Genomic DNA, 22,490 nt, shown 5'->3' on the forward strand with positions numbered 1-22,490 from the left:
GCGCACTATGTCGGTCACTTTAAATATAACAAAAACAAAAGTGGCGATTTTAGAACTAAGTCGCCCTGAAAAACATAACGCCTTTGACTCGCAGGTGATCAACGAGTTGATCCAATGTATTGAGCATGCCAATGGTCTTGATATCCGTGCTTTGGTTTTAAAAACCGAAGGTAAACACTTCTCTGCAGGTGCCGACCTTGGTTGGATGAAATCAATGGCGGGTAATAATTACGATGAAAACGTCGCAGATTCTGAGCAACTTGCTAAGTTAATGCATGTGCTGGCTACCAGCCCTCACCCAACTCTGTGCTTAGTGCAAGGTGCCGCATTTGGTGGTGCACTGGGTTTAATCGCCTGTTGCGACATCGCAGTTGCGACTAGCAACGCTAAATTCTGTTTAAGTGAAGTTAAGTTAGGTCTTATTCCTGCAGTTATTAGCCCGTATGTCATTAAAGCCATCGGTGAGCGCCAAGCCCGTCGCTACTTTTTAACGGCCGAAGTGTTTATGGCTGAAAAAGCGCTGGATATGGGCTTAATCCATGAGATTAATGATGACCTAACTGCTGCACAAGACCAGTTTGTTGAACTATTACTGAACAACGGCCCTGCAGCTGTTAAATCAGCAAAGTCATTAATTAATGAAGTGGCAAATCAAGACATTGATGCAGAGCTGATCCTTCATACGGCAAAACGTATTGCTGAAATCAGAGTAAGTGAAGAAGGCCAAGAAGGCTTAACTGCATTTTTCGATAAACGTGCGCCAAATTGGCAAACCGCCGCAAAGCAATAAGGTCATTACTATGTTAAAGAAAATTCTAATTGCGAACCGTGGTGAAATTGCCTGCCGCGTTATGAAAACAGCTAAACGCTTAGGTTTGCGTACTGTTGCCGTTTATTCCGATGCAGATGCCAATGCCCTGCACGTTAAACAGGCTGATGAAGCCTACCATATAGGCCCTGCACCAAGTAAAGATTCTTACCTAGTTGCTGATAGAGTTCTAGAAGTAGCAAAACTAGCTGGTGCTGATTGTATTCACCCGGGCTACGGCTTTTTATCTGAAAACGATGTTTTTGCTCAAAAGTGTGAAGACTCAGGTATTGCTTTTTTAGGACCACTGGCAAGCTCCATTGAAGCGATGGGTTCAAAAACTCGTGCTAAAGAGATCATGGCTGAAGCGAATGTACCGCTTGTGCCTGGTTACTATGGTCAAAACCAAGATGTCGACTTTTTAACAGCAGAAGCCGAAAAAATTGGCTATCCGGTACTTATCAAAGCTGCATTTGGCGGTGGTGGTAAAGGCATGCGTGTTGTACGTGAAGCTTCAGAGTTTGTGAGCGCGTTAGAAGGCGCAAAACGTGAAGCACTTGCAGGATTCGGTAACGACCTAGTTCTACTTGAACGCTACGTGGATACACCGCGTCACGTTGAAGTACAAGTATTTGCAGATACGCATGGTAACTGTGTTTATTTAGGTGACCGAGATTGCTCTTTACAACGCCGTCACCAAAAAGTCATTGAAGAAGCCCCTGCCCCGGGTTTATCAGACAATCTTCGTCGAGAGATGGGTGAAGCAGCGGTACGTTGTGCTCAAGCAATTAACTATCGCGGTGCAGGTACGGTTGAGTTTCTACTGTGCGGTGACGAATTCTTCTTTATGGAAATGAACACGCGTCTGCAAGTAGAGCACCCAGTTACAGAAATGGTCACAGGGCTTGACCTTGTTGAATGGCAAATTCGTGTCGCAAGTGGTGAAGTGCTGCCTCTTAAACAAGAGCAAGTGACTTTATCGGGTCATAGTTTTGAAGCGCGTATTTACGCCGAAGATCCAACTGAAAACTTTATGCCATACTCAGGCACGCTAACACACTTATCTTTCCCTGCTGAAAACCAAGGTGTACGTGTTGATACAGGCGTTAAATCAGGTGCTGAGATCAGCCCGTTCTACGACCCTATGATTGCCAAGTTAATTGTACATGCTGCGGATCGTAAAACTGCCTTATTGAAACTGCACCACGCATTAGAAGAAGTGCACTTATCGGGTGTCAAATCGAACATTGCTTTCTTACATCACCTATCGGGACACGATACTTTTGTAGCTGGTGCGCCAGATACTCACTTTATTGATACACAAACTGATGTATTAACTGTTGAGCATGCGCCTGAAGAAATGATCTCAGTGATTGCAGCAGCGGCTTATTTAGCAAACAAACAAAATAAAGCGAACTTTTCTACCGCTAGATCACCTTGGCAAAGTGCCCTAGGTTTTAAACTAAACCAAGCTGCTGGTGTCGTTGTGCCATTTGATGGTTTAAACATTAAAGCTCTTGTTCAAAACAATGGCTTTAAATTAACGGTTGATGGTAACGAACACACAATTTCAGTAACTCTTAACGGTGAATCGTTAACCATCAATCTTGATGGACGCATATATAAAGCAAGTGTATTGGTCAATGACGAGCAAGTGACGGTAATGTTTAGTGCCTTTGTTCGCACCTTTGATTTACGCTCTAAACACTATATTAGCCAACATGAGCACGAAGAAGCACCATTAGCAGCGCCGCTAAACGGTACGGTTGTTAAACACCTAGTTGAAGTGGGTGCTGATGTCGCTAAAGGTGATGCAGTCGTTGTTATTGAAGCCATGAAGATGGAGTATACGCTTAACGCCCCATTTGCAGGCACACTAACCAGTTATTGCTTTGCTGAAGGCGAATTAGTAAGCCACGGTGCCTTACTTGCCATTGTTGAAGCTGCGGAGGCATAACATGGCGTATCCAACTCAGGTCAAAATCGTAGAAGTGGGTGCCCGTGATGGCTTACAAAATGAAAGTAAGGTGACCACTGAGCAAAAGATAGCCCTGTTAAATGGATTATCTGAAGCAGGTATGGTTCATCTTGAAGCTGGTGCGTTTGTATCGCCTAAGTGGGTGCCACAAATGGCGGACTCGGCTGAAGTAATAAAAGGTTTATCTGTTGGCGAAAACGTGCAGCTTTCAGCGCTCACGCCTAATTTAAAAGGCGCAGAAGCCGCTCTTGAATGTGGCATTAAAGAGTTCGCTATTTTTACCGCGGCCAGCGAAGCGTTTACTCAAAAGAACATTAATTGTTCTATTGAAGAAAGTATTGAGCGCTTTAAACCTGTGGTTGAGTTAGCTCAGCAGCATAACGTTAAAGTGCGTGGCTATGTAAGTTGTGTAGTTGGCTGCCCTTACCAAGGCGATGTACATCCCGAAGCCGTGCTTGATGTGTGTAAACAATTGTTGGCTCTTGGCTGTTACGAGATAAGCTTAGGCGACACCATAGGCGTTGGTACACCAGGTAAAGTGAAAAAGCTACTTGATTTGCTTACTAAAGAACTGCCTTTAGACAAGCTGGCTGTGCACTTTCACGATACCTACGGCCAAGCTATCGCTAATATCCACACGGCACTAGAAATGGGCATTAGTACCATAGACAGTGCCGTTGCTGGCCTGGGTGGTTGTCCTTATGCACAAGGTGCGTCAGGAAATGTTGCCACTGAAGATGTAATTTACTTACTTGAAGGGCTTGGCATAAGTACCCAAATTGATTTAGAAAGGCTTGCCAAAGCAGGTTGGGCTATCTGTGATGCCTTAAATAAGCCCCCTGCCAGCAAAGTTTCTTTAGCATTACGTGCGAAGTGCGAACAATAACAATGATAGTGGCGTGAGCATGATGCTTGCGCTCTTTTGACAAACAAAAGTTAGGAGTGGTCTTATGGCCGGTTTTGATAAAGTAGTGAATAGCTACGCCGAAGCAATGGCGGGTTTAAAAGATGGTGATACCATCATCGCCGGTGGTTTTGGTTTATGTGGGATCCCTGAAGGTTTAATTGCAGAAATTAAACGTCTACAAACCAAAGAGCTGACTGTTGTATCTAACAACTGTGGTGTTGATGACTTTGGTTTAGGTATTTTATTACAAGACCGTCAGATCAAAAAAATCATCGCCTCTTATGTTGGTGAAAACGCCCTTTTCGAACAGCAATTATTAGACGGCATCATCGACGTTGAGTTAACACCACAAGGGACTTTGGCTGAAAAAATGCGTGCCGGTGGTGCAGGTATTCCTGGTTTCTATACTGCAACAGGTTACGGTACACCGATTGCTGAAGGTAAAGAAGTTAAAGAGTTCAACGGCCGCCCTTATATTCTTGAAGAATCAATCACTGGTGAATTTGCTATTGTAAAAGCATGGAAAGCAGACCGTTACGGTAACCTTGTGTTCCGCCATACAGCAATGAACTTCAATCCTATGGCTGCAACTGCAGGCAAAATTACCGTTGCTGAAGTTGAAGAAATCGTCGAGCCTGGTGAACTTGAACCAAGTCAAATTCATACTCCAGGCATTTATGTAAACCGTGTTATCAAAGGCGACTTTGAAAAACGCATCGAACGCGTTACAACCAGTAAGTAAGGAGCATAACTATGGCTTTATCTCGTGAACAAGTTGCAATGCGTGTTGCGCAAGAACTTCAAGACGGTTATTACGTAAATTTAGGTATTGGTATTCCTACCCTAGTGGCTAACTATGTACCTGACGGCATTGAAGTTATGCTGCAGTCAGAAAATGGCTTATTAGGTATGGGTCCATACCCAACTGAAGACCAAGTTGATGCAGATATGATCAACGCGGGTAAAGAAACCGTGACAGCTGCGACAGGTGCCGCTATTTTTAATAGTGCAGAAAGCTTTGCCATGATCCGTGGTGGTCATGTAGACTTAACGGTTCTAGGTGCATTTGAAGTTGACCAAGAAGGTAATATCGCTTCTTGGATGATCCCGAAAAAATTAATCAAAGGCATGGGTGGCGCGATGGATTTAGTTGCCGGCGCACAAAACATCATCGTTACTATGACCCATGCTAGTAAACATGGCGACTCTAAATTATTAGAGAAATGCTCGCTACCTTTAACTGGTGTTAATTGCGTTAAAAAAATCGTAACTGACCTTGCCGTATTAGAAGTTAAAGATGGCGCATTTTATTTGCTAGAACGCGCGCCGGGTGTTACTGTTGATGAAATTATAAGCAAAACAGCGGGTAAGCTAATCGTAGATGGCGACATCCCTGAAATGCAGTTCTGATTCAGTGTCGACAATAACAACACTAATGTACCGACCTCATTCCCAGTGCTAATGCACTGAGTTACCCAAAACCCCTCAAACGAGGGGTTTTTTTTCGTCTATAACTTGCTACATTTAGTTACAAACTTAAATTATTTGTTTCAATTTAAGTGTTAAACTATGTACCTAAAACATACAAACATTATGGACGTATAAAAATGAAAAAAACTGCGTTATCGGCGTTGGCTTTAGCTGTAAGCCTTGCCTTGACAGGTTGTAACTCAACAACCAACTCTTCTTCTCAAAATTCAGCCGTCGCAAGTTCAACACAAGCCTTACCAAGTATCGATATTGCTTACGATACTTTTACTTTAGACAATGGTTTAAAAGTTGTTGTTCATACAGATCGAAAAGCCCCTATCGTTGCTGTTAACGTGTGGTACAACGTTGGCTCAAAGCATGAGCCAGAAGGCAAGTCTGGTTTTGCTCACCTATTTGAACACTTAATGTTCAATGGTTCAGAAAACTATGATGATGAATATTTTGGTCCGTTTGAAAGAGCTGGCGCGACTGAGATGAACGGCACAACAAATAGTGACCGTACTAACTATTTCCAAAACGTACCAACTACCGCACTAGATATGGCACTGTGGATGGAATCTGACCGTATGGGTCACCTGCTTGGCGCAATCACACAAGAAAAGTTAGACGAACAACGTGGCGTTGTACAAAACGAAAAGCGTCAAAGTGAAGGTCAACCTTACGGTAAAATGTGGGAAGCGATTACAGTTAATACTTTCCCTAAAGGTCACCCTTATTCGTGGACAGTAATTGGTTCAATGGATGACCTTAATGCTGCATCATTAGATGACGTACACCAATGGTTTAAAGACTACTATGGCCCTAATAATGCTGTTTTAGTGCTTGCAGGTGACATTGACGTTGAAACGGCAAAAGAAAAAGCAAACAAGTACTTTGGTGACATTAAACCAGGTAAGCCTGTTGCACAGATGGAAGCATGGGTTGCTAAGCGTAGCGGCGAAAAGCGTATGGTGATGCAAGACCGCGTTCCTGCGTCACGTGTTCTAAAAGTATGGAACACGGCCGAACTTGGAACTGCCGACTCTGAATACCTTTCTCTTTTTGCTGACGTACTTGCTTCTGGCAAAAACAGTCGTCTTTACCAACGCTTAGTTTATCAAGAGCAACTTGCATCTAGTGTATTTGCATTTAACTTCCAGCGCGTACTAGCCGGTCAGATTATTCTAGGTGCTGACGCGTTAGATAAGAGCAAACTACCAGAGATTGAAGCCATCATTGATGAAGAACTAAATCGTTTAATCACTGAAGGTCCAACCGCTGAAGAGCTAAACCGCATTAAGTTTGCAAATGCTTCTGGTTGGATCAAGCGAGTTGAAGGTGTAGGCGGTTTTGGTGGTAAGTCTGATGTTTTAGCATCAGGTTCTATCTATCATAATGACCCTGGCTTTTATAAAAAATCACAAGAAATTCAGGCTAATGCTACTGTTTCAGATGTACAACAAGCAGCTGAAAAATGGCTTACTGATGGTGAGTTTATCTTAACAATTAATCCTTTTGAAAAGTATTCAGCTAACGAAAAAGGCGCTGATCGTTCAAAGGTACCAAGTGTTGATTCACTACCAAAACTAGATTTACCAGAAGTGCAAACTACAACGCTAAGTAATGGCCTTGAAGTTGTCTTAGCAAAGCGTTCAGATACACCGACTGTTGAACTTAGCTTACAATTTGATTCTGGTTTCGCGACTGATATCGAGGCTAAATCTGGTTTAGCTAACTTCTCTATGTCAATGCTAGATGAAGGTACAACGAGTTTAGATGCATTACAATTAGCCGCTGAGCTAGAAAAGATTGGCGCGTCAGTAGGTGCATGGGCAAGCTTAGATACTTCATCTATGACCTTAAGCACACTTTCTGTTAACTGGGAAAAGAGTATTTCACTGTTCGCAGATATCTTACAGAACCCAGCATTAAAAGACGCTGATATTGAGCGTGTAAGAAAATTAGTGCTTGATGGCATTAAGCAAGAACAAGCTCGTCCGCAAACAAATGCTTACCGCATTCTTCCACCACTCCTTTATGGTGAAGGCCACCCATACGCACAACCATTAACAGGTTCAGGTACTGAAGAAGATGTTAAAGCAATCACTAAAGCCGATATTGAAGCACATTTAAGAAAATGGCTACGTCCTGATAACGCACGTATGGTTGTGGTTGGTGATATTGACCTAGATACTTTAACTGCTTCTCTTGAATCGCAACTTGGCCAATGGAAAGCACCTAATTCAGCAAAACCTGTAAAGCAATTCAAACAAGTTGCAGCGCCTGAAAAAGCGCAAATCTTTGTACTTGATAAGCCTGAGGCACCGCAATCATTAATTATTGCAGGCCTGCTTGGCGAGTCGCGCGACAACCTAAAACCAGGTCAAGACATTAAACTTGATGTTATGAACGCAATTTTAGGTGGTACATTTACATCACGTATCAATATGAACCTACGTGAAGACAAAGGTTGGTCATACGGTGCTCGTAGTATGCTTATGAATGCACAAGCTCAATCTCCATTTATTGTTTATGCTCCTGTTCAGACTGATAAAACAAAAGATTCTATCCAAGAAATCTTGAAAGAGCTTAACGGTTACATTAAGTCTGATTTAGCAAAAGAATCTGAGCTAGACAAAGTAGTGTCTAACAAGGTTGCTAAGATCCCAGGAAGTTACGAGAAAAAACGCAGTCTTCGTAATGCGCTGGCTGATGCGTACAGCAAAGGTCGTACAATTGAATACCTTGAGCAATACGGCGAAAAAGTAAAATCGCTTGAACTTAAAGATATCCACAACGAAGCGAAAGGCTTAATCAACCCGAATCAACTAACTTGGGTTATTGTTGGCGATGTTGCCAAAATCAAGTCTCAGCTAGAAAGCTTAAATATTGGTGACATCACTTACCTTTAATATAAGCTGATTATTTAAAGTTAACAAAGCAGTGTGGTTTTCCATGCTGCTTTTTTTTGTAAAAATTCTAGTTTTTTTAATATGCCAATTTTGCATTTGTGATAGTTACTATAAAATAGGCTTTTTACTTTGGAGAGTTGTATGAGCCAAACATTTAAAGTTATCCCCCCTACCACTAAAGTTTTCTGTCATGAACGCGGTGAAGGTTGGACCTTAACCGGGATCACTGATATCAACGAGCACACTTCAGTTATGTTTAACGGCACACGTTATACCATTCCTGCAAAAAAGATTGTTGAGGAACTTTTACCAAATTTTGAAAAACAAATACAAAAGAACTAATTTTTATTTGAAAAGTGTTAAATAAAAGACAATAATACTCGCATCTGCAAAGATAATAATGGATGCGCCTTCCCTTTATGGACTAAGACCCACATCAGTTTGGATTTGATGTGTCATTACTTTGTGTTTTCTATAGTTACGGAACTGTATTTAGGATTGCACTATGTATAAGTCTTTCATGTTATCGTCTTTGGCGATTGCGATTTCTGCTACTTCATTCTCATTATTAGCGAATGAATGTAAAGGTGAGCTATACGGTATCAACGCTGGTCGCGGTGAAACCGGTATCTTATTTAAACTTGATGATCAACTTCAAAGCGTAAAGGCTGACTCTGTCGCTGAGTTTAGCTCTGCTGCCTTAGCATACGATGCTCAACAAAATAGAATTTACTATGTCTCTGCTCCAAGAGCATTAGCATATAAAGTCGACATTAGTCATTTAAATCTATTAAGCGCTGACAAAAAGCACTTACCTATTGCAGGTGATCGTTTCAAATATACCAAACTCGCCTACTTTGATGTCGTAACTCAAACTCACACAGAGGTCGGTCGAACAAAAGGCGTTATATCTCTTGCCTTTGACGAAGCGAATAACCGTCTTATCGGCAGTAGTTTTTCTGCACTATATGAAATCAACCCACAAACAGGTGAGTACACCAAGCTTGCAGATTTAGGTGTACTTAGTGGTAAGTACCGTGGTGATTTAGCATTCTATAATGATGAATTGATACTAGTAACAAGTACTACGTCTTATAAGATCAACCAATCAGACTATTCAGTTCAAAAATTAGCAAAACATAACTTAACAGCCGTTACGGGTGCGACTATAGACCATGCAGGAAACTTAATAATTAGTCGTACTAAAATAAATGACTTAGGTCACACCAACAAATCTGATATTTATAAACTTAATCCGCATTCAGGTAATACATGTTTTATTTCTGAGGTCCCTGTGAGGCTTAACGACCTCACTACTAATACATTTGAAACCACAACATGTTATACAACCCCATTATGTGAAACAGATCCCCTACCAGTAGTTTCATTATCAGCAATTGAAGATACTGTCACTGAAGGCCAAACCTTATCTTTCACTGTAAGCCTTTCTAACAGCTATTATCAAGACGTTGAAGTTGAGGTTTCGGCAATTGAAGGCTCAGCCACTAGCGCTGATTATACTTTCCCAACACAGATAGTCAGCTTTGCTGCTGGTGAGACAAATACAACTATTGAAATTCCAACGATTGATAATGATGAATATAGTGAGACTAAAGCTTTTTCTTTACAAGCTACAGCAAGCCTGAATAGTACTGGCAGTGCAAATCTACCTGCAATGATCCTAAACGATGATGCTGAATGCGTTCCGGTTCCACATACCAAAATAAACTATCAATTTGTAAGTGAAAGCGCGGGCTACAACAATGATTGGGGCATAAAAGTTAATAATCAATTTATCAAACTACTCGATGAATATGGTGGCTCTGGCAGTTACCAGTTGCCTTCATCAACGCATTTTGACTATGCGCTAGCACTCAACGGCAATGCTTCAAAACTTACCAACAACTTTAGATGGCACGGTCAAAAACAGTACTGGGAAGATCAAAATGATGGCGATTATAATGACTTCGTAGTACGAGTTTGGACAGAACAAATTCAAGTAGGCTGTAATTAAGCCGTTTTCAAGGGAGCATTATGCTCCCTTTTTTATTGCTTCTTTTATGCTCAATTAGACATAGATCAATACACTGCTTGAAGCGCGCTTTATAGTAAGGTGTTATCGGTTTAATTTTTTGGATAAGGAAGCGCCCGTGCAATCAAATAATATAGAGCAATTTCCAACCCCACCGTCTGATCATGTTAAAGACTCAAACAGCGAGTTGATATTTGACCTGAATGTAAAAAACCCACCAATGAAGTGGAATGCTGATGGTAAGTACCCCTATTCATCAAAGATGGATGTCGTAGACTACGAAAGGCACAAACATGAATTGCAAATTGAGCTTCTTAAAATGCAAGGTTGGGTAAAACAAACCAATCAACGTATTGTTGTGCTTTTCGAGGGCCGAGATGCGGCAGGTAAAGGTGGCACAATTAAGCGCTTTATGGAACACCTAAACCCCCGTGGCGCGCATGTCATCGCACTTGAAAAGCCCAATGCCAGAGAGCGTAATCAGTGGTATTTTCAACGTTATATTCAGCACTTACCTACAAAAGGTGAAATCATTCTTTTTGACCGCTCTTGGTATAACCGTGCAGGTGTAGAAAAAGTCATGGGCTTTTGTGACGATAATGAATATCTTGAATTTATGCGCCAAACACCCGATCTCGAACGCATGCTGGTCAATAGCGGTATTAAATTATTTAAATATTGGTTTTCTGTTAGCCGTGAAGAACAATTTAGACGCTTTAAGTCTCGCCAAAATGACCCTCTGAAGCAATGGAAGCTCAGTCCGGTTGATATGGCCTCGCTTTCAAAATGGCATGACTACAGCGAAGCGAAAGATGCCATGATGTTTCATACGCATACCAAAGATGCACCATGGACCCAGATCCGCTCTGACGACAAAAAGCGTGGTCGTATTAACTGTATGAGACACTTCTTAAGCTGCTTAGATTACCCAGGCAAAGATGAAGACGTCGTTAATCAAGTTGACCCTCTGATTGTCGGCGAGCCGAGTTCTTTCGAACGTAAATAAGGAGTCACAATGGAAGATTTAACATTAGATGCCGATCTTGTTTTTGAAGACAGACTGACTAAACTGGAAAAAATAATACAATTGAGCCAGCAAGAAGTTGAGCGCACATCGGCAATTGCAAAAGACACTTCAGATAAAGCACAACTTGCCGTTGATCAAGCTAAAGAAGCAGAAAATGCCGCTGAAAAAGCCATTAAGAAACTGAAATATGCAACTAAGCAACTTAAAGATGCCAAGGTAATGAAAATTGCCCAAAAGAAAGCATCTAAAAAGTCTGCCATCAAGCGGGCTAAGAAAATGGCTAAAAACAAAAAAGCTGATACATCAGCAGCCTAATTTATAAATAGCAGAGTTAAAGCTCTGCTATTTCTTATCACTTACTCGATAATTCAAATTTCCTCTGCTAAAACAGATATAACAATCATGCTATCAAAGAAGGAAATTGCTATGTCAGAGAATAACTCTGGAAGTTACCAGCACTTTTTAGGAAACCCTATTGCAAAGCCACCCTGTCGTATGCTCAATGCAAGAATGTACGGTTTTTTTATTGAAGGCAAATACGACACGATCACCAATTTTGTCGATTCGACCTTAAATTCAGTATCAACCAATGATGTGTATTTTAAACCGCTATCTCAATATTGTTTACTTACTTTTACTGATATTGAAAACATCGCTTCAAAAGTTGAACCATTTAGTCAATACGGTTGGATGCAAGAAACAGATATTATTGTTTGGTTGCCTATTGCAAAGGTAGATAAGAGCACAAAGAAAGCTTTACATATTTATTGGTATCCGGCGTTTATTACCGTAAATAATATTAACGCCTTAGTGAATGGTCGCGAAACTTGGGGTTATAACAAGTATTTGTGCCGCTACTCTATGCCTAGTGACTATAAACAAGCTGACAACTTTACGTTAAGCCTAGAAACATTTCAGCCGTTTAACCCAACTACCAAAATGGACTGGCACGAATTGCTCACCATTAAACGTTTCTCTGACGGTGATTCGCTATTTGAAGAGATCATAGAAGTTGGTCAAGAAGTGGCAGAGCTTATTCATGCGAGCATAGAAGAAATCCAGATAAGCGCTGAACTTATAAAGCAATTTATGAGTGGGATTAAAAACCCGCAAATGGATCAAATTCTGTTTAAGCAAATTCCTGACGGGTTTGCCTACAATTCGGTATACAGTGCCGTGGTTCACTCACCTTCAACTGTAAGAAAAGTCCATAAGATAGCGATGCTCAAAGACGAGTATCACGTCAACATCAATAAACTCGATGCTTTCCCGTTTGATCAGATGTTTGGCATTAAAATTGGGCAGCAAAAAGCCCTACTCCCCTATTATGTTTGCATGGATTTTGACCAGGATGGTGCTTATGAAATAGTTTCAAATAACAGCTAAAGGAGCTGACTATGGCTAAGGAAAAAATCGTTATTTTAGGTGGCGGCGTTGCCGCAATGACATCAGCTGTTTACTTGACAGAAGATGAAAACTGGCAAGATAAATATGACATTACAGTTTACCAGCTAGGTTGGCGTTTAGGTGGTAAAGGCGCCAGTGGCAGAAATCCCTATTTAGGACAAAGAATCGAAGAGCATGGTCTACATGTATGGTTTGGCGCTTATGTTAATTCATTTCGCGCTATTGAAACTGTATATAATAAATTAAACAGGCCAGACAACATGCCCTTGAGTACCTGGCAAGAAGCATTTAAGCCACATAGTTTTGTGGTGTTACAAGAGTTCATTGAAAATGAATGGGAAACTTGGCCAGTAGACTTTCCAACAATTGAAGGGAACCCAGCTGATGGCACTCTCGATCTGCATTTTTGGCAATTACTCGAAGTACTTATTGCATGGCTTCATAAATTCATAGACTCATTAGAAGACGAAATAGAACAGGCAAACAAGGTAACTAAGTTACAAACAAAAAAGCCTAGAGATAGAAACTTATTAAGACACTTGGCTACAGAAATAACTGATGCCTTCGATGACATTGAAGACGAGGTGAGTGATTTTTTTGACTCCGCGCATGATGAACTGAAAGAAATTTGGTCTTCGCCTAAGATCCTTGCCACCCAGCTCAAACACCTTTTATCCCTCAGATCGAATGATAAAAATCTACAAAACCCAAAAGACAGACTTGTTGTTTGGTACATAGTTCGTAAATTGAAACGCTGGTTAAATAGTGAGGCCATTGAATTACTCGATGATAATCCAACGATTAGACGCGCTTATATCTGCGCTGATTTAGCCATCGCAATGGCGACAGGACTAATAAAAGATAAAGTTTTCTCTAAAGGCTTTGGTGCAATCAACAATATCGATTTTAAAGATTGGCTTAAAAAGAATGGCGCTAACGAAAAGTACAGTGTTGAATCAGCGCCTGTAATCGGTTTTTACGATTTAGTATTCGGTTATGTCGATGGTGATTTTAACAAAGGAGATGTTGAAGCTGGCGTTGCAAGTTTAGCAATGCTAAGACTTATGCTCTGTTACCACGGTGGCGTTATGTGGAAAATGCAAGCAGGCATGGGTGATGTAATATTTTCACCTATTTACGAATTACTAAAACACCGCGGTGTAAAATTTCAATTTTTCCACCAGGTTGAAGCTTTAAAGCCCGCAACCAATAGCCAAACTGATAATCTCATTAGTGAGATTGTGATGACTGAACAAGTTACATTGAAGTCAAATAGCTATGATCCACTTGTAGATGTCAAAGGTTTACCCTGCTGGCCCTCCTACCCACTTTATGATCAAATTGAAGATGCGCAAGCTGATTTATTACAAGACAAAAATATTAATTTGGAATCATTCTGGAGTGATTGGCCTCAAGTCTATGAAGCGAAATTTGGACACACTTTACCTACCAAGACACTAAAGCAAGGGCAAGATTTCGACAAAGTTATTTTTGGTATTTCAGTCGCTTCTATTGCGCACTTATGTCCTGAATTAATCGCACTAGACGATAAATTTAAGCAACAAGCAACTGAAGTTAAGGCTGTCGCTACTCAAGCATTTCAATTGTGGTTGAACAAAACGGATGAGCAGCTTGGTTTTAAATACATTCCTGATAGCCAAGAGCGTCCTATTCTAAGTAGTTTTTCTCAGCCTTTTGATACCTGGGCTGCAATGTCTAACTTATTAGATAAAGAAGATTGGCCACTAAACAATCATCCCAAAAATATCGCTTATTTTTGTAGTGCCTTTACGTGTGATGATTACCCAAGTAAAGATACACATGACTTCCCTGCTCGGCAAAAAGCCATTGTAAAACAGAACGCGTTAGAAAAATTGAATAAAGAAATGCAACCATTATGGCCTGAAGCCTATCACGGTGATGAATTTAATTGGGACGTTCTTTACTCTGGAAATAACCTACAGGGAGAATCGCGTTTTGATGAACAATATTGGCGCGTAAACGTCGATCCTTCTGAGCGCTATGTGCTATCAGTCACAAATAGTAGCCAATATCGATTGCCAACTAATGGCACTATTTTCAGCAATTTATTCATCACGGGGGACTGGATCAAAACTGGCGTTAATGCTGGATGTGTTGAAGCCGCTGTAATGGCTGGTATGCAAACATCAAGAGCTATTTGCGGTATACCCGAGCAGATCAGTGGTGAAGATGGTTTTGAGCCTGATGGCGCGCTTTGATATCAATTATATTTATAGCAACTATTTTTGGTATTGATGTAAATTATTATGTATTTGCGATAGAATCGCAGTGCAAGTAATTGATAGATTCAAAATATCATACATAAAGTCGGCTATAATATGAGTCGGCTTTAATGAGCATTTTCGTTGGGCAATTTAATTTAGCACTAAGTTGCTCACTTCGTATCAAGTAAAAAAACACCGAGAGTTTTCTATGAGTTTGTATACAGAATACATGGAAGAGATCCAAACGCGTAAAGCGGAACTTGGACTTAGCCCAAAACCAATCGACAACGCAGAGCTTCTGTCTGAAATCATTGCTCAAATTAAAGATACAACAAATGAGCACCGTGAAGATTCTTTAAACTTCTTCATCTACAACACATTGCCAGGTACTACCTCTGCGGCAGGTGTTAAGGCACAATTTTTAAAAGAGATCATTCTTGGTGAAGAGTCTGTAGCTGAAATCACAGCTGATTTTGCATTTGAACTACTTTCACACATGAAAGGTGGTCCATCAATCGCTGCACTACTAGACCTTGCTCTAGGTGAAGATGCCGCAACCGCTTCAAAAGCTGCTGACGTACTTAAAACACAAGTTTTCTTATACGATGCAGATACAACTCGTCTACAAGACGCATTCAAAGCTGGCAATGTCGTTGCTAAAGACATCTTAGAAAGCTACGCAAAAGCTGAGTTCTTCACAAAGTTGCCTGACGTTGCAGAAAAAATTGAAGTAGTAACTTACATTGCGGGTGAAGGTGACATCTCAACTGACTTACTTTCTCCTGGTCACCAAGCACACTCACGTGCTGACCGTGAACTTCACGGCCAGTGCATGATCACACCTGAAGCACAACAAGAAATCGTTGCACTTAAAGAAAAGCACCCTAATGCGAAAGTAATGCTTATCGCAGAGAAAGGTACTATGGGTGTAGGTTCTTCACGTATGTCTGGTGTGAACAACGTAGCACTTTGGGCAGGTGAGCAAGCAAGCCCATATGTTCCATTCATCAACATTGCACCTGTTGTTGCGGGTACTAACGGTATTGCACCTATCTTCCTTACTACGGTTGATGTAACCGGTGGTATCGGCCTTGACCTTAAAAACTGGGTTAAGAAAGTAGACGCTGACGGTAACACAGTGACTGATGAAAACGGCGACCCAGTATTAGAAGAAGCATACTCAGTAGCAACGGGTACTGTGCTTACTATCGATACTAAAGCTAAAAAGCTATTCAACGGCGAAGAAGAGCTAGCAGACATCTCATCTGCGTTCACACCACAAAAAGTTGAATTCATGAAAGCTGGCGGTTCTTACGCGGTTGTATTCGGTAAGAAACTTCAAACACTAGCAGCTGAAACACTAGGTGTTGCAGCACCTGCAGTATACGCACCATCTAAAGAAATCTCACATGAAGGCCAAGGTCTAACAGCTGTTGAGAAAATCTTTAACCGTAATGCAGTCGGTGTTCAGTCTGAAACGCCATTACACGCTGGTTCAAACGTACGTGTTAAAGTAAACATCGTTGGCTCTCAAGATACAACTGGTCCTATGACTTGTCAGGAACTTGAAGCGATGGCTGCTTCAACAATTTCTCCTCTTGTTGACGGTGCATACCAATCTGGTTGTCACACTGCTTCTGTATGGGATAAAAAAGCGCAAGCAAACATTCCTAAGCTAATGGCATTCATGAACAAGTTTGGACTTATCACTGCACGTGACCCTAAGGGTGTATATCACTCAATGACTGACGTAATCCACAAAGTACTTAACGATATTACAGTGGATGACCGCGCAATCATCATCGGTGGTGACTCGCACACGCGAATGTCTAAAGGCGTAGCGTTCGGTGCTGACTCAGGTACTGTTGCACTAGCACTAGCAACGGGTGAGTCTGCAATGCCAATTCCAGAGTCTGTGAAAGTAACTTTCAAAGGCAACATGGCTAAGCACATGGACTTCCGTGACGTTGTTCACGCAACTCAAGCGCAAATGCTTAAGCAATTTGGCGGTGAGAACGTGTTCCAAGGTCGTATCATTGAAGTTCACATTGGTACACTAATGGCTGACCAAGCGTTCACATTCACTGACTGGACTGCAGAAATGAAAGCGAAAGCGTCTATCTGTATTTCAAACAATGAAACACTTGTTAAGTCTATCGAGCTAGCTAAGAGCCGTATCCAGATCATGATCAACAAGGGTATGGAAAACGAAGCTAAGACGCTACAAGGCCTTATCGACCTAGCTGACGAGCGTATTGCAGGTGTTCAATCTGGCGAGCAACCAGCTCTAGCACCAGACGACAACGCTAAGTACTACGCTGAAGTTGTTGTTGACCTTGACGAAATCGTTGAGCCAATGATTGCTGACCCAGATGTAAACAACGAAGACGTATCTAAGCGTTACACGCACGACGTTATTCGCCCTGTTTCATTCTACAATGACAAGCCTGTAGACCTAGGTTTCGTTGGTTCTTGTATGGTTCACAAAGGTGACATGCAAATCATCGCTCAGATGCTACGTAACCTTGAAAAACTAAATGGTTCTGTTGAATTCAAAGCACCGCTAGTTGTTGCGCCACCAACGTACAACATCGTTGATGAGCTTAAAGCTGAAGGCGATTGGGATATCCTAGCTAAGTACGCTGGCTTCCAGTTTGACGATGAGCAACCTAAAACGGCTGCACGTACTAAGTACGACAACATCCTATACCTAGAACGCCCTGGTTGTAACCTTTGTATGGGTAACCAAGAAAAAGCTGAACCTGGTGACACTGTGATCGCAACATCAACGCGTCTTTTCCAAGGTCGTGTTGTAGCGGATACAGCTGAGAAGAAAGGTGAATCTCTACTTGGTTCAACACCACTAGTAGTGCTTTCAACCGTACTTGGTCGCTTCCCCACTATCGAAGAGTATACTGCGGCAGTTGAGGGCATCGACCTAACAGCATTTACTCCTGCTGAAGAAGAACTAACAACTAAGTTTGGTTCTGAGCAAGCTGTGCCAGTAAAAGTTGTTGATGCTTAATATTGTTAAGCTTCTTTAATTTTAAAACGCGGTAAGTATTTCTTCTTACCGCGTTTTTTATTTTTCAAAAAAGCTTTTCGAAATTAATAACATCCTTTTTTGCAAGTGCTTTCTGATATACCCAACCTTGAACTACCTCAATTTTTAAACCATTAATAAACGCCAACTGCTCGTGTGTTTCTACACCTTCAGCAACAATCGATTTATCCATCTTATGAAGTAATTCAACAACATGTTGATAGAATTCTTTTCCCTTAACTGTGCCAGTGTCGTCTAGTAATGATTTATCAAGCTTAATGTATTTTATTGGTAACTCTGACAACATGGCCAAACTAGAATAGCCTGTTCCAAAATCATCAATAACTGTATGTATTTTTGCATTCTGTAAGCTTTTTATATTCTTAAGCACCGTTTTCTTATCTGTTAGATAACTTGACTCAACTATTTCAATTTTTAGCTGACTTGGAAAATCTTTGAACACTTCACAGATATATTCTACTAACAAACTGTTTGTCATCACTTTTGGATTAACATTTATGCTTATGACTGGTTTAAACCCTTTACTATTAAAATACAATAAATCTCTGTGTGCTTGTTCAATCACCCACATATCGATAATTTCTGTTTCATCATGTTTGATTAAGGTGTCTAAGAAATAAGGACCAACAATATCACCTGATTGTTTTTCTAATCTTAACAATGCTTCGAAACCAGAAACGGTTTTTGAAAATTGGCAAATTTGCGGTTGGTAATAAAGTAGTAGCCTACCCTTGCTGATCTCTGATAGAACTTCTTTCAGTGCTTTATTTGCTTTTTCTAGATCTATTTGGTGTGCAATAAAATCTGACTCACCTTTATTACGAAGCTGCTCAGAGATGTTGAGTTGATCACTCAATTTACTGATGGCCTTATCAAAATTGATTTGTTCACTGTGCCATTTCAAAAATGGGTAATAAACTAATGTGTTCAAGCATAATAAAAATAATTGCAATAACACCCCTGATAAGCCTTGAGACACAATGAACCCATTTACCAGTGTAGGTGTCATCCAACTAATCGTTTCATTACTCACGTTAACCAACCCATAATCTATAACTGTATAAGAAATCACAAAGTTAATTGTTGGTGCCATTACAAAAGGAATTAGCATAATCGGGTTTAAAAATATGGGTAATGCAAAAAGAATAATTTCGCAAAAGTTGAAAGCCGTAAATGGCATTGAAAGTTTAGCGATGTTCTTTTCATGTGAGCCAGACTTCAAGAATAATGCCGCAATAATTAACCCTGCGAAACAGCCTGTCCCACCTATTAAAACAAATGTATCGTAAAATGTTTTCGCAGGTAAGTTTCCTATAATTGGTTGCATTAAATAATTTGCGTCAAATACCATATTAAAAGTATTGTCGCCATGAATGCCTAAAAACCAAAGGCCGTGTGTAAACAGCATTCTTTCAAACGTTAATTCTGCTATTGTTGATTGGCTAATATCTGGCGTTATCCAAGAAGCAATCAGATCACCGGCAAAATTAATTACCGGCATAAATGTATAAAAGCTAAAGAATGTCAGCGTAAAAGGTAGGATAATCAGTAATTTTTCGCTCAAAAAACGACTTATATGATGAAAGTGTTTATCTAAATTAGGGTGAAGGTTTACCACCAAGTTTAAGATCAGGCTACTTAAACAAGGAATAATGACTGCATAGGGTGTGCCGCCAGTAGGATCTAGTCGAAATGACTCGCCATCAAAGTTGATATATTGCCCATGTAGTGAAAAACAGAGCAGCGCAAGCATGGCCCCCACCACACCACTTTGTCCAAAGTTCTTGCTAATAAAAAAACCGATGGAAATAGCAACAATAACTGGAAATAATGAAAGCACTAGAGAGGCACTTGCCAGTATAACTGAATAAGCATGATCGCTTGGTGCCACAATATTGAATTTTACAGCACTATTTAACAGCAAAATAGCGATGGCACTGCTCACAAAGTATGGGATCAAAGCAATGAAGGCTTCACGCAAAGACAGAAGAAATCGACTGTGTAATACCGTCTTTATCGAACGTTTCGCTGTTTCTAATGACAAAAAAGCGCCCCAAACATTGTTGTTAAATTAAGTATAAACTCCTTATAAATATCTGCGAGTTAATATTAAAATTAGTTAGCATGCGAGCATAAAAGCGTTTCAACGATGGCATTTGACAATGGGTTAGCTTGGTTATTTTTCGAAATGATTAAACTTACTGGGATCTGATAGGCGAAATTTTCTGGCTCAATTACCTTCATCAGTCCTTTATCAACCCAGAAACTCGCGTAATGTTCCGGTAGATAACCTATAAACTCACCAGACAAAATTAAATGCGCTATGCCTTCATCATGATATGCTGTTGCACTGTTTTGATAATTCAAACCATCATTTCTGACTTCTTTGTCTCTCATATAATTTGAAGTAATCACTTCAGCATCCGATAAATGCTCTGACAATAGCTGCCCTTCTAATGAAAACAGTTCATGCCCTTTTCCACAGTATAAATAGTTGTTTTCGTTATGTAGCGGAATGTATTCAAGCCCTCTTATATGATGACGACTGACACCTAAACCTACGAGTGAACGACCGTTTATCACTGAGGTTTCAACTTCTCTAGCCTCACAAACATTAATATCAAATTGAATGTTTTTACTAAGCTGGCGAAGTGACGCTATTGCTTGGGCAACGCCACAGCGGGGATCACTCACCATAGTATCAATAACAGAGATACTCACTCGACCCGACAACTCATTTTTAGAACTGGCAACAGTATTGGCAAAGGCTTCACATTGACGTAAGAGCTCTAAAGAGGCTTGATAGGTTACCCTACCCGGCTCTGTTAATTCAAAACCACTGCGACCCCGTTTACAAAGTTTTATGCCTAAGCGAACTTCTAAGTCCGATAAATGCGAACTAATGGTCGAGCGACCAATATTTAATCTAGATTCTGCAGCAGATAAACCACCACATTCCACGATTGCAACAAAAACTCTTAATAATTTGAGATCTACGTCATGTATTTGCATTAATGTGCCAAATATTTAGTTTGATAAACCCGGAATGAATGTTGATTATATGCAATTTATAAAACTTCATCCACTCGTTAATATTTGCGCCATAAATATAAGAACTCAATGAATTTGGAGAACAAGATGACGTTTAGATATGGTGTTGATCGTCTAGATCTTGATACTGTAAATGGTATTGCAAATGGTTCAGTTGATGCTGTTTTAACAAGTGAAGCTATAAGCAAGATTAACACAAGCCGTCAACGCGTTGACAAAATGGCGGCATCAGACAAAGCGGTTTATGGTATTAATACCGGCTTTGGTCCTTTATGTGATACCCAAATCACACCTGAAGAAACTCACCTTTTACAAAAAAACCTTCTTATCACACACGCTGTGGGTGTAGGTAACCCGATTACAAAATCAATTTCAAAGCTAATGCTTATCACCAAAGTACATGCTTTAAGCCAAGGCTTCTCTGGTATTCGTTTAGCTGTAGTTGAGCGTATGCTTAAGTTCATCGAACTTGATATTATCCCAGTTGTACCTGAGCAAGGCTCTGTTGGTGCATCAGGCGACCTTGCGCCACTTTCTCATTTATTTTTACCACTACTAGGTGAAGGTGAATTTTGGGTAGGTGAAGAGATCCAATCTGCAGCAAAAGTATTGGCAGATAACAACCTTGAAGCGATGGACTTACATGCCAAAGAAGGTCTAGCACTTATCAATGGTACTCAGTTTATTCTGTCACATGCCATCACTGGCCTAACTAAAATGCGTTACTTACTCGACCTTGCAGACATTGCAGGCGCAATGAGTATAGAAGGCATGCAAGGTAGTGAGTCGCCATTCAGAGAAGAACTACACGCAATTCGAGCGTTTGAAGGCAACATTGAAGTGGCTAAGCGTATGCGCCGGTTATTTAAAGACTCACAAAACATGGCTGATCATGAAGAGTGTGACCGCGTACAAGATCCGTACTCTTTACGTTGTATTCCACAGGTTCACGGCGCATCACGTAACGCGTACAACCATTTGAAAGAATTAGCTGAAACTGAAATGAACTCAGTTACTGATAACCCAATCGTTATCAGCGAAGAAGAAGCAATTTCAGGTGGTAGCTTCCATGGTCAGCCGCTGGCAATGGTACTGGACTATGCGTCAATTGCTGCAGCTGAACTGGGTAATATTTCAGACCGTCGCTGTTACTTATTGCTTGAAGGCCTACACGGTCTACCACGACTATTAACGACATCAGGTGGGCTAAACTCTGGTATGATGATCCCGCAGTACACCACAGCGGCATTGGTAACTGAAAACAAGTCTCTGTGTTTCCCACCATCTGCTGACAGCGTACCAACGTCAATGGGTCAAGAAGACCATGTGTCTATGGGTAGTATTTCTGGCCGTAAATTCAACCAAATTCTAGGTAACCTAGAAAAAATCTTTGCAATCGAATTAATGTACGCAGCGCAAGCCGTTGATTTCAGACGTCCAAATACTTGTTCAGATATTATTGAACAAAACCATGCGTTGATCCGTACTAAGGTCGCCAAGCTTGAAGAAGACAGACTACTTAAGCCAGACATCGATGCCATGGTTGAATTTGTTAAGTCTCAAGCTTTCACAGTTTCAGTAAACTAAG

Annotated in this window: 16 protein-coding genes; 14 read left to right on the forward strand and 2 right to left on the reverse strand. The window is 40.7% G+C overall.

Annotation, left to right across the window (positions count from 1 at the left end):
* The first annotated feature begins 7 nt into the window (after positions 1 to 7).
* From ACXAC4_RS08675 to ACXAC4_RS08735, 13 genes are all read left to right on the forward strand, one after another.
* Positions 8 to 790, forward strand: a complete 783-nt coding sequence (locus ACXAC4_RS08675; protein ID WP_475160659.1) for an enoyl-CoA hydratase-related protein — start codon at positions 8 to 10, stop codon at positions 788 to 790.
* Between the two features lie 10 nt (positions 791 to 800).
* Entirely contained in the window at positions 801 to 2,765 is a 1,965-nt protein-coding gene (locus ACXAC4_RS08680; RefSeq protein ID WP_475160661.1) for an acetyl/propionyl/methylcrotonyl-CoA carboxylase subunit alpha, read from the forward strand.
* Between the two features lies 1 nt (position 2,766).
* The gene (locus tag ACXAC4_RS08685; protein ID WP_475160662.1) at positions 2,767 to 3,672 is read left to right on the forward strand and encodes a hydroxymethylglutaryl-CoA lyase; all 906 of its coding nucleotides are present in this window, start codon (positions 2,767 to 2,769) and stop codon (positions 3,670 to 3,672) included.
* A gap of 64 nt (positions 3,673 to 3,736) precedes the next feature.
* The gene (locus tag ACXAC4_RS08690) at positions 3,737 to 4,435 is read left to right on the forward strand and encodes a CoA transferase subunit A (protein WP_058029874.1); all 699 of its coding nucleotides are present in this window, start codon (positions 3,737 to 3,739) and stop codon (positions 4,433 to 4,435) included.
* A gap of 11 nt (positions 4,436 to 4,446) precedes the next feature.
* Positions 4,447 to 5,103 carry a CoA transferase subunit B gene (locus tag ACXAC4_RS08695; RefSeq protein ID WP_390444501.1) on the forward strand — a complete coding sequence of 219 codons (657 nt, stop codon included), beginning with the start codon at positions 4,447 to 4,449 and terminating at the stop codon, positions 5,101 to 5,103.
* 197 nt (positions 5,104 to 5,300) lie between these two features.
* The gene (locus ACXAC4_RS08700) at positions 5,301 to 8,075 is read left to right on the forward strand and encodes a M16 family metallopeptidase (protein ID WP_475160666.1); all 2,775 of its coding nucleotides are present in this window, start codon (positions 5,301 to 5,303) and stop codon (positions 8,073 to 8,075) included.
* 141 nt (positions 8,076 to 8,216) lie between these two features.
* The gene (locus tag ACXAC4_RS08705) at positions 8,217 to 8,417 is read left to right on the forward strand and encodes a hypothetical protein (protein ID WP_421962641.1); all 201 of its coding nucleotides are present in this window, start codon (positions 8,217 to 8,219) and stop codon (positions 8,415 to 8,417) included.
* A gap of 163 nt (positions 8,418 to 8,580) precedes the next feature.
* Positions 8,581 to 10,089 (forward strand): Calx-beta domain-containing protein, encoded by a 1,509-nt coding sequence (locus ACXAC4_RS08710; RefSeq protein WP_475160667.1) that lies wholly within the window; start codon positions 8,581 to 8,583, stop codon positions 10,087 to 10,089.
* A 136-nt stretch (positions 10,090 to 10,225) separates the two neighbouring features.
* Positions 10,226 to 11,113: a polyphosphate kinase 2 gene (ppk2, locus tag ACXAC4_RS08715; RefSeq protein ID WP_475160669.1), complete on the forward strand. Its 888-nt coding sequence runs from the start codon at positions 10,226 to 10,228 to the stop codon at positions 11,111 to 11,113.
* Positions 11,114 to 11,122: 9 nt separating this feature from the next.
* Positions 11,123 to 11,449 (forward strand): hypothetical protein, encoded by a 327-nt coding sequence (locus tag ACXAC4_RS08720; protein ID WP_475160670.1) that lies wholly within the window; start codon positions 11,123 to 11,125, stop codon positions 11,447 to 11,449.
* A gap of 111 nt (positions 11,450 to 11,560) precedes the next feature.
* Complete coding sequence (locus tag ACXAC4_RS08725; protein ID WP_138478687.1) at positions 11,561 to 12,520, forward strand: acetoacetate decarboxylase; 960 nt, start codon at positions 11,561 to 11,563, stop codon at positions 12,518 to 12,520.
* An 11-nt stretch (positions 12,521 to 12,531) separates the two neighbouring features.
* The gene (locus ACXAC4_RS08730; RefSeq protein WP_475160673.1) at positions 12,532 to 14,781 is read left to right on the forward strand and encodes an NAD(P)-binding protein; all 2,250 of its coding nucleotides are present in this window, start codon (positions 12,532 to 12,534) and stop codon (positions 14,779 to 14,781) included.
* A 214-nt stretch (positions 14,782 to 14,995) separates the two neighbouring features.
* Complete coding sequence (locus ACXAC4_RS08735; protein ID WP_475160674.1) at positions 14,996 to 17,812, forward strand: bifunctional aconitate hydratase 2/2-methylisocitrate dehydratase; 2,817 nt, start codon at positions 14,996 to 14,998, stop codon at positions 17,810 to 17,812.
* Between the two features lie 64 nt (positions 17,813 to 17,876).
* Here the strand turns inward: ACXAC4_RS08735 and ACXAC4_RS08740 are convergent, their stop codons facing one another.
* Both ACXAC4_RS08740 and ACXAC4_RS08745 read right to left on the reverse strand, forming a co-directional pair.
* A complete protein-coding gene (locus ACXAC4_RS08740) occupies positions 17,877 to 19,895 on the reverse strand; it encodes an EAL domain-containing protein (protein WP_475160675.1) in 2,019 nt (672 codons plus the stop codon).
* A gap of 71 nt (positions 19,896 to 19,966) precedes the next feature.
* The gene (locus ACXAC4_RS08745; protein ID WP_475160677.1) at positions 19,967 to 20,863 is read right to left on the reverse strand and encodes a LysR family transcriptional regulator; all 897 of its coding nucleotides are present in this window, start codon (positions 20,861 to 20,863) and stop codon (positions 19,967 to 19,969) included.
* Positions 20,864 to 20,989: 126 nt separating this feature from the next.
* On the opposite strand from ACXAC4_RS08745, the gene hutH reads away from it, so the two are divergent.
* Complete coding sequence (gene hutH / locus ACXAC4_RS08750; RefSeq protein ID WP_475160678.1) at positions 20,990 to 22,489, forward strand: histidine ammonia-lyase; 1,500 nt, start codon at positions 20,990 to 20,992, stop codon at positions 22,487 to 22,489.
* Position 22,490: the final 1 nt, after the last annotated feature.

It is taken from the genome of Pseudoalteromonas sp. AWM4_233, from assembly GCF_056158285.1.

Bases quoted from the DNA above. Each gene is read 5' to 3' on its own strand.
- ACXAC4_RS08690 (WP_058029874.1), top strand. From the start codon at position 3,737: ATGGCCGGTTTTGATAAAGTAGTGAATAGCTACGCCGAAGCAATGGCG.
- ACXAC4_RS08685 (WP_475160662.1), top strand. From the start codon at position 2,767: ATGGCGTATCCAACTCAGGTCAAAATCGTAGAAGTGGGTGCCCGTGAT.
- ACXAC4_RS08695 (WP_390444501.1), top strand. From the start codon at position 4,447: ATGGCTTTATCTCGTGAACAAGTTGCAATGCGTGTTGCGCAAGAACTT.
- ACXAC4_RS08705 (WP_421962641.1), top strand. From the start codon at position 8,217: ATGAGCCAAACATTTAAAGTTATCCCCCCTACCACTAAAGTTTTCTGT.
- ACXAC4_RS08710 (WP_475160667.1), top strand. From the start codon at position 8,581: ATGTATAAGTCTTTCATGTTATCGTCTTTGGCGATTGCGATTTCTGCT.
- ACXAC4_RS08730 (WP_475160673.1), top strand. From the start codon at position 12,532: ATGGCTAAGGAAAAAATCGTTATTTTAGGTGGCGGCGTTGCCGCAATG.
- ACXAC4_RS08675 (WP_475160659.1), top strand. From the start codon at position 8: ATGTCGGTCACTTTAAATATAACAAAAACAAAAGTGGCGATTTTAGAA.
- ACXAC4_RS08680 (WP_475160661.1), top strand. From the start codon at position 801: ATGTTAAAGAAAATTCTAATTGCGAACCGTGGTGAAATTGCCTGCCGC.
- hutH (WP_475160678.1), top strand. From the start codon at position 20,990: ATGACGTTTAGATATGGTGTTGATCGTCTAGATCTTGATACTGTAAAT.
- ACXAC4_RS08735 (WP_475160674.1), top strand. From the start codon at position 14,996: ATGAGTTTGTATACAGAATACATGGAAGAGATCCAAACGCGTAAAGCG.
- ACXAC4_RS08700 (WP_475160666.1), top strand. From the start codon at position 5,301: ATGAAAAAAACTGCGTTATCGGCGTTGGCTTTAGCTGTAAGCCTTGCC.
- ACXAC4_RS08745 (WP_475160677.1), bottom strand. From the start codon at position 20,863: ATGCAAATACATGACGTAGATCTCAAATTATTAAGAGTTTTTGTTGCA.
- ACXAC4_RS08725 (WP_138478687.1), top strand. From the start codon at position 11,561: ATGTCAGAGAATAACTCTGGAAGTTACCAGCACTTTTTAGGAAACCCT.
- ACXAC4_RS08720 (WP_475160670.1), top strand. From the start codon at position 11,123: ATGGAAGATTTAACATTAGATGCCGATCTTGTTTTTGAAGACAGACTG.